This is a genomic window from Sphingomonas sp., from assembly GCF_965248875.1.
Lineage (GTDB): Bacteria > Pseudomonadota > Alphaproteobacteria > Sphingomonadales > Sphingomonadaceae > Sphingomonas.
This window is the reverse complement of sequence record NZ_CBDFKR010000011.1, coordinates 1,384,053-1,396,587: the sequence shown is the minus strand read 5'-3', so window position 1 is coordinate 1,396,587 and position 12,535 is coordinate 1,384,053. Positions and strand designations below refer to the sequence as shown.

Genomic DNA, 12,535 nt, shown 5'->3' with positions numbered 1-12,535 from the left:
TCCACGGTTATGCGTCGTTGTCCTAGTCATTGGGATCGCGGTCGCTTCATGCGCAACAAGTCGCCCTCAGGCGCGGTCGGCGGCTGCACAGTCTTCCTTGCTGGAGGTCGTGGCCCAAGGACCGCTGCGTGCGGAACTGGCAAAGCCTTTGGCCGTCCAGCGCGCCGACATGGTGGCGCGGATCCGGGCCGACGTGAGGGCGGCGGCTCCCTCGGCTGCTGGGCCTGCGCTGGAGCGCGCGCTGGCCGTCGAGGCCAGGCTGCCGCGCGAGGAGTTCGTACAGCCTGCGGGCCGCAAGCTGGCGTATGTCGACCTGCCGCAGGACATCGGCTTCGGCCAGACGATCTCCGACCCCTACATTGTCGCGATTATGACGGCGGCGCTGGACCTGCCGCCGGATGCGACGGTTCTCGATGTTGGCACTGGCTCGGGCTACCAGGCGGCCGTGCTCTCCCCGCTGGCGCGACAGGTGTGGTCGATCGAGATCGTAGAACCGCTCGCCCGGTCCGCCGCGGCGCGGCTGCGTCGCCTCGGCTACCGCAATGTCGAGGTGAGGAGCGGCGACGGCTACGCCGGCTGGCCCGAGCACGCGCCGTTCGACGCAATCGTCGTTGCTGCGGGGGCGGCCGCCATTCCGACTCCGCTGGTGGATCAGCTGAAGCCGGGCGGACGCCTCGTGATGCCGATCGGACCGTCGTTCGCCAGCGAGCAGATCCTGGTAGTGACCAAGCAGCCTGACGGCTCGACGACCCGCTGTTCGCTGGGGCCTGCCATGTTCGTCGATCTGACCGGTCGTGGGCAGGCGCCGGCAGGAACTCGCGGTCTGCTCGACCGAACGATCCCTCTCTGCCACGGCGCACCGGTCACCTAGGTGGCACGCCCAGCGCAGGTTGGGATCGACAACGAGGTCGCGGGGCTCGGCCGATATATGTGTAAGCTCCACGGGAAGGAGTATCGCCATGAAGGGACTCTTGCTTGTTATCGCGATCACGGCGTTGGCGTCTGTTGAAGCCGAAGCCGCGCTCAAGGGCGCTGCCTTGGCTGGACAGGCGAAGGTCAGTCTGGCGCTTGCCCGCTCAAAGGCCCTGAGGGCGCGACCAGGCCGGATCACCGATCAGGAGCTCGAACGCGAGCGGGGCGGCAGCGGCTTGCGCTACTCCTTCGACATTGCAAGCCGGGGCCGCACCTACGAAGTGGGTGTCGATGCCGTGACCGGGGTGGTGCTGGAGAATGCCCGCGAGGGGGCTCACCCGGACTGACCCGCGGTCGCGTCTGCTATGACATAGCAGGGAGCGCACACTTGAGGTGGCCTGAGTGGAGCTTGGTACCGATGCCCTGTCGTTTTTTGGCCGGGCGAGCCTGTCACAGCGAAGATGGGCCGCGCGCAGTAGTAATCAGCTATGAGCTGCGTAGCTGAAGCGACGGTGCAAGCAGGTTATCAGACAGCCAACTGAAGTTGCGCGGCCGGCGCAGGTCCCGACTTGATGACACCGCCTCGCATCTCGACCAGGTTCGATACCACCGTGGTAATGTGGTGAGTGGTGTTGAGCTGGCGCCACGTCGTGGCGGTGCCAGCACCGCCCACGCCGTTCGCCAGCGCCCAGATCTGGGCGTCCGCCGCCGAGAAGCTGGCGCCAGAAAAGTGGCCGCTGCCCACGATAGCTTGACACACGGCGCTCATAATCGTCTTGTCCGACCTGCCGAGCTTGCGTCCGCGCTGCACGAGCCAGTCCTCGTCACAGGTGTAGCGGAGGTGCCTGATCGCCACTCCGCCCTTGCCGGTCGTCATCTTGGCACAATCAGCCGCGTAGTCACCGAATGTCAGATGGGCGAGCATCGTCGGATCCGTCGCGACCACGTGCTTCCATGCCGCCCACTCAGATCGCCGCACAGTCTGGCAGCCGCCGTCCTCGGCCGGGTTCTTCTCGGGGAACCCAGTCCCCTGGAAGACGATCTTCCGCCACGAGCCAAGTTCCTGCACCAGCTCGACGCCATAGCGAATCACGGGTTCGGCAAATTCCGGGAGCGAGAGGTCGGCATCGCTGAAGTCGATCACAAGCACGCACTCCCCCGCCGTCGTGCCGAGACGGTCGAGGCAATGGCGGATGCGAGGGACGACGGCGATGTCGGCGAGATCCCCGGACGCGAGCAGCAGGGCGAAGGCTGCTCCCACGCTCGAGTCCACGAAGGACTTGAAGGCGTGCAGTTCGGCTTCAGATGGGTCGCTCAACCTTGCCGAAGGGATCAACATCGCGCGCTTTGCGCGCGCGTCACTGATCATGCGCCCAAGCCAGACCGGCATGCGTTCGCGGCCATGCTCGTCCAGAATGTGGGAACAGTCCAACAGGAGCGGGCGGTTACGCCAGTGCGCAGCCAGGCGCGTTCCGACGTCCGTCACGTCGAGTTTCAACGCCGTGATCCGCCCACCGCTTTCGGACGCTAAACTGTCAAGAGCGTCGATCCTTCGAGCAGCGGCGATGACACGCACCCCCTTGCCCGCCAGCGCGAGCGCGACGCCGCGCCCGATGCCCGACGATGCCCCGGTCACGAGTGCGGTTCGCGGTGCCCAGTCTGTCATGCCACAAGTAGCACAACATCGCCGCCAGCGATCAGGACGTCGTCCTTCCCGTCTTCGACCGCAAAGAGCTGCGCGGATGCGAAAAGCTGGCGCTTGCCCTGCTTGGTCACCTCGGCACGGGCAATGAAGCGTTGTCCTTTACCGGGCCGATAACAGTTCACCGAGAAGTGTGAGGCAACGACCGCGCCCACGATGCTGGCGGCGGCAAAGCCACAGGCGGTGTCAATCATCGCGCCCATGACACCGGCATGAAGAACGCCTGCGTGGTTAAGGAGATCGGGCTTGGCGTCGATGGCGAGTTCGCACTTGCCGTCGTCCGCCGCGAGCAGTTCAAAACCAGCCGCGCGATTATAAGCCGACGCGGTGTTGACCGCGCGAAGCTGCTCGATCAGCGTCACGCCGCATCGACTTTCGCACCACGCGGCCACAGCGCGAATGCGGTGACGAGCAGGTAAATCGCGATGGCCGTATGACGCAGCACCGTCCCCGTTGGAGCACCTGCAGCCGAAGTCAGCAACGCATCACCGACCGGCATCACGACCGCACAAGCGCTCAGCAATGCCAGCGCCCTACGCTGCTTTGTTACGAGCAACCCTCCGACGAGCAAGGCGATGAACAACGCGCGCAACGCATAGATGTGGATCAGCGCAGCATCGCCCGGCGCAGCGAGCGGCAGACCGAGATAGGTTGCAAACGCCGATGGATCGTTGAACGCGCGCACGGCGTTCACGGCCATGAGGAGACCGCCAAGCGCGACCATCCAGAAGCCCGGCGATTTGATCGTGAGGCTGGTGTCCTGAGTATTCATCCTGTTCCTTTCGAGGTCGTGCGAAATACGCCGCTCGCCCGCGCTATGACTGCGCCGTCTGCGGTGATGGTGGCGGAAGCGAAGCACAGCGTTCGACCGATGCGGCTGGGTGTCCCGGAAATTTCCAGCCAATGACCTTGCTGACCTGCGCCGAGATAGTCGGTAGTGAGGCTGACCGTCACCATCCCGATGCCACTGCCCGCCGCGTCCGCACAGGCAAGTCCCATCGTATTGTCGGCAAGCGTCGCGATGACCCCGCCGTGCAAATTGCCGCGCGCATTACAATGCGCGGTGGTGACCCAAACGCCGAGCCGAAGGCCGTCGTCATCGCGCTTCACCCACAGCGGCTCCCACGGATCGGTGACAGGGCTGCGGCGAAAGTGCGGCTCGAAACCGGGGGGCGGCGCTTGTTCAGTCACGCGCTGCCACCGTGCGCACAGCATCGTCCAGCCATGCTGCGGGGGCATCATCGAAAGCGTAAAGCCTCGTGTCGATCATCGCCGGGTCGAAATGACCGTGGGTGCACAACGGCAGCAGCGCGTCGGTCTGCGCCCGGACATTCGCGCGCCCAGTCCGGAAGGTAATGCCTTTGTGGTAAAGCTCGATCAACGGCAGACCAGTCAGCGGGCGCAGGTGAATGCTGACGCTCGTGAACAGCCCTTCCGGCTCGGTCGCGCGCAGCGCCTGCACCAGCGTTTCTGCTTGGCCGTCGGCATCGACGACAATTTCGTAGACTTCGGTCAGCTCACAAGGCCGTGCAATCGCATTCGCGCCGTATTTTGCTGCTTCGGCGAGCCGCCGAGGATCGTCATCGACATAATCGACGCGGCCTGCGCCAAGCGCGACCGCGATCCCGGCGGCATAGATTCCGATGACCGAGGCAAGCCCACCCACAACGAGAACCGACGCGCCCGGTCGTTCGCGCAGCTGCGGGCCGACAGCACGCCAAGCATCAAGCGCCATATCGGCGGCACCGATCATCGTAACTGGGTCCGCCCCCGTCGGGAGCGGAACAAGCATGGCATCGGCATAAGGAACGCGGACCAGATCAGCCGCAGCACAGCCGAAGTCTCCGTCGCGGTTCATTCCGTATCCCGCGCCGAACGGCACTGCCTGACAACGTCCGGTAAAGCCCCGTCGGCAGTTGCGGCACGTGCCGCAGGAGATTTGCGAGGGGACGATGACATGCTGGCCCGGAGTCATGGATCGAACGAGGTCGCCGACGTCCACCACTTCGCCGATCATCTCATGTCCAATCGGCTCACCCTCGCGCATGGGTGCAACGCCGCGCACGAAACCGACATCGAGGTCGCAGCGCCCGAGGACGAGCGGGCGCACAAGTGCGTCAAGGCCGGTCTCTATCGTCGCGTCGGCAACATCGCGCCACTCGACAAGACCTTGGCGAACGAAGGTGAGCTGTCGCATCACTTTGCCACGCTGTTATCGACCACGAGCGGCACGTCAAAATAGGTGACGGTCGGCTGAGCGCCATAGGTTGCCACCACGCGTGCGCGCCACGCATCGGTGAACCATGCCTGAGCCGAGGCGCGGTCACGGAACAGATAAAGTCCTCCGAAGTCCGCTTGACCAATTGTGAAATATTTGCGGATCAGGCCGGGAACGGCTGCGTAGGTTGGCACTGATCGTGCCATACCCACTTCGACCGTAGCACGCGGCACACCCGCAGGCGTTGGTATCGACACAGAGACAGCAACTTGGACCGATGGCGCGACTGCCGGAGGTATCTGGGCCATGGAAAGGGTGGGTAGCAGCACAGCGGCTGCGGCGGCGATGATGGCAAAGCGCATAAATGATCTCCTTCATCTTCACTGTTGCTCAGGATCGTGTTGTATGTAAGTCGCTACGGTGCAAAACAGCCTTGCGTTTTGCGGAAAGGTAACAGTGGACTCTTCTGATCTTGAATGGCTTCGTGCTGTGGCCGAACGCGGCTCGCTCAGTGCAGCGGCGAAGGCGCGCGGGGTCTCGGTATCGACCGCCAGCAGACGCCTTGATGCGCTTGAAGCTGTTCTTGGCGTTCGTTTGCTCGAGCGCAGTGCCAGAGGTGTCCGCTTGACCGGCGAGGGGCGACGCATCGCCGCGCTCGCGCAGCCCGCGCTTGACGCGATTGCGGCGATTGGCCGCGCCGCGACCGCGTTGAAGCAGGATGGCGAGCGCAAGACGGTCCGCGTAAGCGCGACCGAGTTCGTCGTATCCGAGGTGCTAGCGCCACATATCGCCGCTCTGCAAGCCACAGCACCCGCCGTTACGCTCGAACTTATTGGCGAGGCTGCCGTCGTCAGCTTGGCCGAACGCGACGCCGATATTGCCGTTCGAATGGCACGTCCACAGGGGAATAGTCTGTTCGCACGAGCTCTACCTTCGATAGAACTGCGGGCGTTTGCTGCGCCAGAGATTGTGGAACGCTTGAAGCGGGACGCGGCACATACGATACCCGTTCTCACTTACGACGACAGCTATGGTCGCCTGCCAGAACACGAATGGATCGATCATATCGGGCGAACGACCGAGATCGTCCTGCGAACGAGCAGCACCCGCGCGCTCATTCAGGCGGCAGTCGCGGGCGTCGGCGTGGCGTTACTGCCGACATCCTTTGCCCGCAGCGCCGGGTTGATCGAGCTTGCAGATATGACAAAGCCGTTCGAACGGACCCCGTGGATCACCGTGCACCAAGATCTTCGCCGATTGCCTCACATTCGTGCGATCATGAATTGGATTGCCGCGTCATTCAGAAGCAGCCTTAACTGAGCCATCTATCACGTTGCCGCAGGCTTTGGCGTGTTACATCTATTATAGGGTCGGAAAACGGCGAGTTTTTTGGCCCCCTATCGACGGCGGCTCCCTAAATTTTTCTACACGAATCCTACACAGGCAAAAAGCGCACAATTTTATCTATTTATATCAATAGATTATTCAAATCCAAAGATTTGGAGCGGGTGAAGGGAATCGAACCCTCGTCATAAGCTTGGAAGGCTTCTGCTCTACCATTGAGCTACACCCGCGCGCAGCCGCCGATATGACGGTCAGACGCGGGAGTAAATCCCGCGTCGGACGGGAGCGCTTCGCTTCCCGGCGTCCGGCTGCCGGTCTCGCGCGCAGCGTCGCGGCGCGCATGCCGACGGCGCCTACCAGATATGCACGCGCTGTTCGGGCGGCAGATACAGCCGGTCGCCGGGACGGATGTTGAACGCGGTGTACCAGGCGTCGACGTTCCTGACGACGCCGTTTACGCGGTAATAGGGCGGGGAATGCGGGTCGGTCAGCAGCTGCGCGCGCAGGCGGCCCTCGCGCAGCTTCGATCGCCACGCCTGCGCGAACGCAAGGAAGAAGCGCTGGTCGCCGGTCAGCCCGCCGATTACCGGCGCCCGGCCGTGGACGGTCTGGTATTTCTGGTAGGCTGCGTAGGCGGCCTCGATCCCGCCCAGATCGCCGATGTTCTCGCCCAGCGTCAGCGCGCCCTGGACGTGGGTGCCGGGGATCGGCTCATAGGCGTCGTACTGGCTGGACAAGGCATGGGTGCGTGCGGTGAAGGCGGCGCGGGCGGCGGGCGTCCACCACTGCTCGACCCGGCCGGTCGGGCCGAACAGGCTGCCCTGATCGTCGAAGCCATGCCCCATCTCGTGCCCGATCACCGCGCCGATCGCGCCGTAGTTGACGGCCGCGTCGGCCTGCGGATCGAACATCGGCGGCTGCAGGATTGCGGCGGGGAAGGTGATCTGATTGGCGAGCGGGTTGTAATAGGCGTTCACCGTCTGCGGCGTCATCTCCCACAGCGCGCGGTCAACCGGGCTGCCGAGCCGCGACAGATCCAACCGGTGCTGGAACTCGCCCGCGCGTACCGCATTGCCGAGTGGATCGCCGCGCACCACCTGAAACGAGCTATAGTCGATATAGCGGACCGGATGCCCGATCCGCGGGTCGAACGCGGCGAGTTTCTCCAGCGCCTTGGCGCGCGTCGGCGCGTCCATCCAGCTGCTCGCGGCGATGCGGTCGTGATAGGCGCCGCGCAGGTTTTCGATCAGCTCGGCCATCTTGGCCTCACTTTCGCGCGGGTAATGGCGCGCGACATAGATGCGGCCGATCGACTCGCCCATCGTGCCGTTGACCATCGCGACGCCGCGCTTCCAGCGCGCGCGCTGCTCCTGCTGGCCCGACATGGTCTTGCCGTAAAAGTCGAAGGTCGCATCATCGAAGGCGCGCGGCAGGACGCCGGCATTGTCGGAAACGAAGCGGAACTTCATCCAGTCCTGCCAGGTCGAGACCGGCGTCGCCGCGAACAGATGACCCAGCTCGGTCAACGCGGTCGAGGTCGACATGATCACCGAACCGCCGTTGAACTGGCCATAGCCGGCCGTGTTCAGCATCGCCGCCCAGTCGAACTCGGGCGCCAGCCGCTGACGCCCAGCGGCGTCGAAGGTCTTGAACATCTGGACCAGGTCGCGCTGCTGCGCTGGGGACCATTGCACCCGCGCCATCGCGGTCTCCAGCGCAACGATACGGTCGGCGCGCGCGCCCGCCTCGGTCACCCCGGCGAGTGTCAGCATCCGTTCGACATAGGCGCGATAGGCGGTGCGGAATGTGTCGTACTTGGCGCCGGGCAGCAGGTAATAGTCACGCCCGCCCATGCCGAGCGATCCCTGCGACGCGCCGATTGTGTAATGGGTCGGCTCGGTCGGATTGGGCAGCTGGCCGACCTCGACCGGCGAGGCGTAGCCGACCGTCGCGAACAGCGTCTGCAGCCCGGCGCGGTCCGTGGCGGCGTCGATCCGCGCGAAATAAGGCCGCAGCGGCGCGGTGCCGGCGCGCTCGATCGCGTCCTGATCGAGGTAGCTCGCATACAGGTCGCCCATCTGCCGCGCGCCCGTGCCGATCGCAGCAGGATCGCGCTGCGCTTCCTCCAGGATGGCGCGAACCTGCTGCTCGGCCTGATCGACGAGCACCACGCCGACCCCCGCCGACGATCGGTCGGCGGCGATCTCGGTGCGCCGGTCCCAGGCGCCGTTGGCGAAGGTCCAGAAATCGTCGCCGGGGCGGACGCTGGGATCTTCAGCGGTCAGGTCCACCCCGAAGCTGCCATACCGGGGGCCGGTCGACTGGGTGAAGGCGGCGGCCGACAGCGTCAGGGCGGTGCCGGTGACGAGAAGGCGGCGGAACTGGCGGAACGTCATGGTGAATCCTCTCCTGCGTCGCCGTGCTAAGCGGCGTCCGGGCGGCGCGCAAGCGAGGTGTCGCGATGCTTCACCGGATGCTTACGATCTCGGCTCTATTCCCGTCGCCGCATGTACCACGACGCAGAGCTTGGCAGGATTGCAGCCGACCCGCGCCCGGTATCCGCCGTCAGCACGGGCGCGGGCGTGGCCGGGCTGATGGGCGTGATCGCGTGGATCGCGGTCGCGCGGTCGGCGGGGATGGATGGACCCTATGCGGCGCTGCTGAACCTGGTCGCCTGCGGGCTGCCGATGATCGCGTGGTCGCTGCTGGTCGACAAGGTGCACCGGCGCGCATCGACGGGGATCGACTGGAAGCGGCGGCGGCCGTGGCGGGAGATGCTGGACGTCAGCCTGGTCAAGCTCGCCGGGCTGTTTGCGACCTTTGCCGGCATCGCGCTGATCTATGCGACCGGGCGCTTTTATTGGCAGGGCAATTTCGCGTTCGCGATGTGGTGCTTCACGCGCGCGGCACCGGTCGTGCTGGTGCTGACCGTGCCCTATGTGCTGTGGCTCGACCGCCATCTGGTCGAGCCGAAGGACGGGGCGTGGCATCTCGGCGCGTGGCTGTGCGGGCAACCGGGGTGGGAAGCCCCGGCGATCCAGGCGCACCTGCGCAGCTGGGCGGTCAAGGGTTTCTTCCTCGCTTTCATGCTGGCGATCGTGCCGCCGGGGTTCGGGGATGTCGTCCGGCGCGACGCGGCGGGCATCTGGCGTGATCCCGTGGCGCTGACCGGGTGGCTGACCACTTTCATGTTCACGGTCGATGTCGCGTTCGCGACGGTCGGGTACATCCTGACCTTCCGGCCGCTCGACAGCCATATCCGCTCCGCAAATCCGTTCGCGGCGGCATGGGCGGCGGCGCTGATCTGCTATCCGCCCTTCATCCTGATGCAGGAAGGGGGCCCGCTCGACTATCATCCGGGGACAAGCGACTGGGTGCACTGGGTGTCGGACCATCCGCTGCTGTGGTGGCCGATGGGGGCGGTGCTGGTCGCGCTGACGGGAGTCTATGCGTGGTCGACGGTGGCGTTCGGCTTGCGCTTCTCCAACCTCACCAACCGCGGGATCGTCACGCATGGGCCGTACGCTTGGTCGCGCCACCCGGCCTATCTGTCGAAGAACCTGTTCTGGTGGCTGTCGACGCTGCCCTTCCTGTCGCTCGGGTCTTGGCTCGACGCGATGCGTGCGACGCTCATCCTGGCGGTGGTCAGCGGCATTTACTACTGGCGCGCGCGGACGGAGGAGCGGCACCTGTTGCTCGATCCGGACTACGGCGCCTACTCGGCATGGATCGCCCGGCACGGCCGGGTACCCCGCCTCCTTGCCCGGCTCCGGTCGTTCGGTCGATCAGCGCCGCATCACCAGCGCTGCGACGAGACAGGCCAGCGCCGCGACCAGGGCCACCCGGGACGCTTGCTCGACATAGCCGTTGGGCGTCTGGATGATCGCCAGCCACTGCAAATAGACGAACGACATGACGCCGCCCGCAGTGAGTAGGCCCGCCGCCACGAAGAACATTCGCCGCACGGTCTAGAAGCTCAGTTCGTCGTAGACCTTCGACACATCGCCGCCCCAATCGCCGTGATAGCGGTCCAGCAGCACCTCCGCGGGCACCTTGCCCGCGCGGACGATCTCGCGCAGCGGGTCGAGGAAGCCGGTCTCGTTGTCGCCCGCGAAATTGCCACGGCCGCGCGCCGCCAGCCCGGCATGGGCGATGTCGAGCACCTCGCCCGCGATATCGCGCAGCTTGCCGCCGCCCGGCAATGGCGCGTCGAGCGCCAGCTCAGGCACGCTGTCGCGCAACAACTGCCGCTCGTCGAGCGACCAGCCCTTGACCAGGTCCCATGCCGCGTCGAGAGCACCCGGGTCATAAAGCAGCCCGACCCACAGCGCCGGCAGCGCGCAGATGCGGTTCCACGGGCCGCCGTCCGCGCCGCGCATCTCCAGGAATGTCTTGAGCCGTACCTCGGGAAAGGCGGTCGACAGATGGTCGTTCCAGTCGTCGAGCGTCGGCTTCTCGCCCGGCAGCACCGACAGCTCGCCGCGCAGGAAGTCGCGGAAGCTCAGCCCCGCCGCGTCGATGTACTGGCCGTCGCGATAGACGAAGTACATCGGCACATCGAGCGCATAGTCGGCATAGCGCTCGTACCCGAACCCCTCCTCGAACACGAAGGGAAGCATGCCGGTGCGCTGCGGATCGGTGTCCGACCAGATGTGCGACCGGAACGAGAGCATGCCGTTGGGCTTGCCTTCGGTGAAGGGCGAGTTGGCAAACAGCGCCGTCGCCAGCGGCTGCAGCGCAAGGCCGACGCGGAACTTCTTCGCCATGTCGGCTTCGGACGCATAGTCGAGGTTGACCTGGATGGTGCAGGTGCGCAGCATCATGTCGAGACCGAGCGAGCCGACGCGCGGCATGTGGCGGCGCATGATCGCGTAGCGGCCCTTGGGCATCACCGGCAGCTCCGCGCGGGTCTTGTCGGGCCACATGCCAAGCCCGAGAAAGCCGAGCCCGAGCCGCTCGCCCACGGCCTTGACCTGATCGAGGTGGCGGCCGGTCTCGGCGCAGGTCTCGTGGAGGTTCTCAAGCGGCGCGCCCGACAGCTCGAATTGGCCGGCGGGCTCCAGGCTGACCGAGCCATCGCCGCCGGACAGCGCGATGACGTTGACGCCGTCGGGGCCCTGCTCCTCGACCGGCTTCCACCCATATTCGGTCAGCGCCATCAGCAGATCGCGGATGCCGCCGGGCTCGTCATAGCTGGGCGCGTGGTGGTCACCCCGCTTGTAGACGAACTTCTCGTGTTCGGTGCCGATACGCCACCGCTCGGCCGGCTTCTCGCCGCACGCGAAGCTGTCGATCAGCTGTTGCCGCGACTCGATCAGCGGTGCGTTCGGTTTCGCAACGGTCTTGGTCGTCATGGCGCGGCGCTTACGCGGGGACGGGGGGCGGCGCTAGCCCGCCCATTGGCGCCGGGGTCAGCGCCAGTCGCCCACCGCCGCCATCCACATGCTGACCGCCGCGGCGGCCGCGGTGTCGGCGCGCAGGATGCGCGGCCCGAGGCTGACGCCGACCGCCTGCGGCAGCGCGCGGATCGCGGCGCGCTCGGCGTCGTCGAACCCGCCCTCCGGCCCGATCAGCACCGCCGCCGGTCCGGGCCGCGCGCGCATCGTCTCAAACGCGGGCGCGCCGCCCTGCTCGTCGGCGAAGAACAGCGCGCGGTCGCTCCCATTTCCCGCCACGGCCCAGTCGCGGAGCAGCGCGGTGAGCTTGACCGGCGCGGCCAGCTGGGGGAGCGCGGTGCGCCCGCATTGCTCCGCCGCCTCGATCAGGTGGGCGCGCAGCCGATCGGTATTGGGCTGGTCAACGACGGTGCGCCGCGTCACCACGGGCACCAGGCGGCCGACGCCCAGCTCGCACGCCTTTTCGGCGAGCCAGTCGCTCCGCCCCTTCTTGAGCGGCGCGGCGCATAGCCACAGGTCGGGCACCGCCTCACGCGGGGCGAGCTGCGCGCCGACGTCCAGCGTCAGCGCGCGCTTGGCCGTCTCGGCCACGGTCGCGAGCCACTCGCCGGTGCGGTCGTCGAACAGGCGCACGGGATCGCCCGGCTTCGCGCGCATCACCTGGAGCAGGTAATGCGCAGGCGGTCCGTCGAGCGCCAGCGGGCCGGGCGCTAGCGGCCGGTCGACGAACAGCCGCGGGGTCGAACGCGGCGGCCAGGCGGGGGTGGCGGCCACCCTAACGCCGTCGTTTGCGCCACCAGCGGCGCAGCAGGATCGCCGTCGTCGCCAGCACGATCGCGCCGGCGAACACCGCAGTCGCGACGGTCCCCGCGACGCGCAGGATCGCCCAGAACAACGCCTCCACGAACCGTGCGACCGCAATCGACAGGCCGATCATGAGTGGGAGATACCGAGCATTACCCT

General features: G+C 66.2%; 14 protein-coding genes and 1 tRNA gene. 4 read left to right on the top strand and 11 right to left on the bottom strand.

Annotated features, from left to right (window positions below; genetic code table 11):
* The first annotated feature begins 97 nt into the window (after positions 1-97).
* Both ACP2AD_RS14000 and ACP2AD_RS13995 read left to right on the top strand, forming a co-directional pair.
* Positions 98-871, top strand: coding sequence for a protein-L-isoaspartate(D-aspartate) O-methyltransferase (locus ACP2AD_RS14000; protein WP_425230655.1), 774 nt, complete (start codon positions 98-100; stop codon positions 869-871).
* Positions 872-959: 88 nt separating this feature from the next.
* On the top strand, positions 960-1,259 hold the full coding sequence (locus ACP2AD_RS13995) for a PepSY domain-containing protein (protein WP_425230654.1): 300 nt from the start codon (positions 960-962) through the stop codon (positions 1,257-1,259).
* A 179-nt stretch (positions 1,260-1,438) separates the two neighbouring features.
* Here ACP2AD_RS13995 and ACP2AD_RS13990 read toward each other — a convergent pair whose 3' ends face one another.
* The 6 genes from ACP2AD_RS13990 to ACP2AD_RS13965 are packed head-to-tail and all read right to left on the bottom strand — an operon-like array spanning position 1,439 to position 5,194.
* On the bottom strand, positions 1,439-2,548 hold the full coding sequence (locus tag ACP2AD_RS13990) for a beta family protein (RefSeq protein WP_425230653.1): 1,110 nt from the start codon (positions 2,546-2,548) through the stop codon (positions 1,439-1,441).
* A 26-nt stretch (positions 2,549-2,574) separates the two neighbouring features.
* The gene (locus ACP2AD_RS13985) at positions 2,575-2,976 is read right to left on the bottom strand and encodes a PaaI family thioesterase (protein WP_425230652.1); all 402 of its coding nucleotides are present in this window, start codon (positions 2,974-2,976) and stop codon (positions 2,575-2,577) included.
* Positions 2,973-3,386: a DUF4267 domain-containing protein gene (locus tag ACP2AD_RS13980; protein ID WP_425230651.1), complete on the bottom strand. Its 414-nt coding sequence runs from the start codon at positions 3,384-3,386 to the stop codon at positions 2,973-2,975. Before ACP2AD_RS13980 ends, ACP2AD_RS13985 begins: the two co-directional genes overlap by 4 nt.
* The gene (locus tag ACP2AD_RS13975; protein WP_425230650.1) at positions 3,383-3,829 is read right to left on the bottom strand and encodes a PaaI family thioesterase; all 447 of its coding nucleotides are present in this window, start codon (positions 3,827-3,829) and stop codon (positions 3,383-3,385) included. Before ACP2AD_RS13975 ends, ACP2AD_RS13980 begins: the two co-directional genes overlap by 4 nt.
* The gene (locus ACP2AD_RS13970; RefSeq protein ID WP_425230649.1) at positions 3,798-4,811 is read right to left on the bottom strand and encodes an alcohol dehydrogenase catalytic domain-containing protein; all 1,014 of its coding nucleotides are present in this window, start codon (positions 4,809-4,811) and stop codon (positions 3,798-3,800) included. Before ACP2AD_RS13970 ends, ACP2AD_RS13975 begins: the two co-directional genes overlap by 32 nt.
* Positions 4,811-5,194: a YdhR family protein gene (locus ACP2AD_RS13965; RefSeq protein WP_425230648.1), complete on the bottom strand. Its 384-nt coding sequence runs from the start codon at positions 5,192-5,194 to the stop codon at positions 4,811-4,813. The genes ACP2AD_RS13970 and ACP2AD_RS13965 overlap by 1 nt, the downstream gene beginning before the upstream one ends.
* 58 nt (positions 5,195-5,252) lie before the next feature.
* Here ACP2AD_RS13965 and ACP2AD_RS13960 point away from each other — a divergent pair, with 58 nt between their 5' ends.
* Complete coding sequence (locus ACP2AD_RS13960; protein WP_425230647.1) at positions 5,253-6,152, top strand: LysR family transcriptional regulator; 900 nt, start codon at positions 5,253-5,255, stop codon at positions 6,150-6,152.
* A gap of 180 nt (positions 6,153-6,332) precedes the next feature.
* On the opposite strand, the gene ACP2AD_RS13955 is transcribed toward ACP2AD_RS13960, so the two are convergent.
* Positions 6,333-6,406, bottom strand: a tRNA-Gly gene (locus ACP2AD_RS13955).
* 123 nt (positions 6,407-6,529) lie between these two features.
* Entirely contained in the window at positions 6,530-8,572 is a 2,043-nt protein-coding gene (locus ACP2AD_RS13950) for a M13 family metallopeptidase (RefSeq protein WP_425230646.1), read from the bottom strand.
* A gap of 111 nt (positions 8,573-8,683) precedes the next feature.
* Between ACP2AD_RS13950 and ACP2AD_RS13945 the strand changes: the two genes are divergently transcribed.
* Positions 8,684-10,111 carry a methyltransferase family protein gene (locus tag ACP2AD_RS13945; protein WP_425230645.1) on the top strand — a complete coding sequence of 476 codons (1,428 nt, stop codon included), beginning with the start codon at positions 8,684-8,686 and terminating at the stop codon, positions 10,109-10,111.
* A 33-nt stretch (positions 10,112-10,144) separates the two neighbouring features.
* Here ACP2AD_RS13945 and ACP2AD_RS13940 read toward each other — a convergent pair whose 3' ends face one another.
* From ACP2AD_RS13940 to ACP2AD_RS13930, 3 genes are read right to left on the bottom strand one after another with little or no spacing between them, the layout of a single operon-like run.
* Entirely contained in the window at positions 10,145-11,530 is a 1,386-nt protein-coding gene (locus ACP2AD_RS13940; RefSeq protein WP_425230644.1) for a glutamate--cysteine ligase, read from the bottom strand.
* Between the two features lie 57 nt (positions 11,531-11,587).
* On the bottom strand, positions 11,588-12,346 hold the full coding sequence (locus ACP2AD_RS13935) for a 16S rRNA (uracil(1498)-N(3))-methyltransferase (protein ID WP_425230643.1): 759 nt from the start codon (positions 12,344-12,346) through the stop codon (positions 11,588-11,590).
* 1 nt (position 12,347) lies between these two features.
* A complete protein-coding gene (locus ACP2AD_RS13930; protein ID WP_425230642.1) occupies positions 12,348-12,509 on the bottom strand; it encodes a hypothetical protein in 162 nt (53 codons plus the stop codon).
* Positions 12,510-12,535 lie beyond the last annotated feature (26 nt).

Bases quoted from the DNA above. Each gene is read 5' to 3' on its own strand.
- ACP2AD_RS13995 (WP_425230654.1), top strand. From the start codon at position 960: ATGAAGGGACTCTTGCTTGTTATCGCGATCACGGCGTTGGCGTCTGTT.
- ACP2AD_RS13970 (WP_425230649.1), bottom strand. From the start codon at position 4,811: ATGCGACAGCTCACCTTCGTTCGCCAAGGTCTTGTCGAGTGGCGCGAT.
- ACP2AD_RS13940 (WP_425230644.1), bottom strand. From the start codon at position 11,530: ATGACGACCAAGACCGTTGCGAAACCGAACGCACCGCTGATCGAGTCG.
- ACP2AD_RS13945 (WP_425230645.1), top strand. From the start codon at position 8,684: ATGTACCACGACGCAGAGCTTGGCAGGATTGCAGCCGACCCGCGCCCG.
- ACP2AD_RS13930 (WP_425230642.1), bottom strand. From the start codon at position 12,509: ATGATCGGCCTGTCGATTGCGGTCGCACGGTTCGTGGAGGCGTTGTTC.
- ACP2AD_RS13965 (WP_425230648.1), bottom strand. From the start codon at position 5,194: ATGCGCTTTGCCATCATCGCCGCCGCAGCCGCTGTGCTGCTACCCACC.
- ACP2AD_RS13975 (WP_425230650.1), bottom strand. From the start codon at position 3,829: ATGCTGTGCGCACGGTGGCAGCGCGTGACTGAACAAGCGCCGCCCCCC.
- ACP2AD_RS13950 (WP_425230646.1), bottom strand. From the start codon at position 8,572: ATGACGTTCCGCCAGTTCCGCCGCCTTCTCGTCACCGGCACCGCCCTG.
- ACP2AD_RS13980 (WP_425230651.1), bottom strand. From the start codon at position 3,386: ATGAATACTCAGGACACCAGCCTCACGATCAAATCGCCGGGCTTCTGG.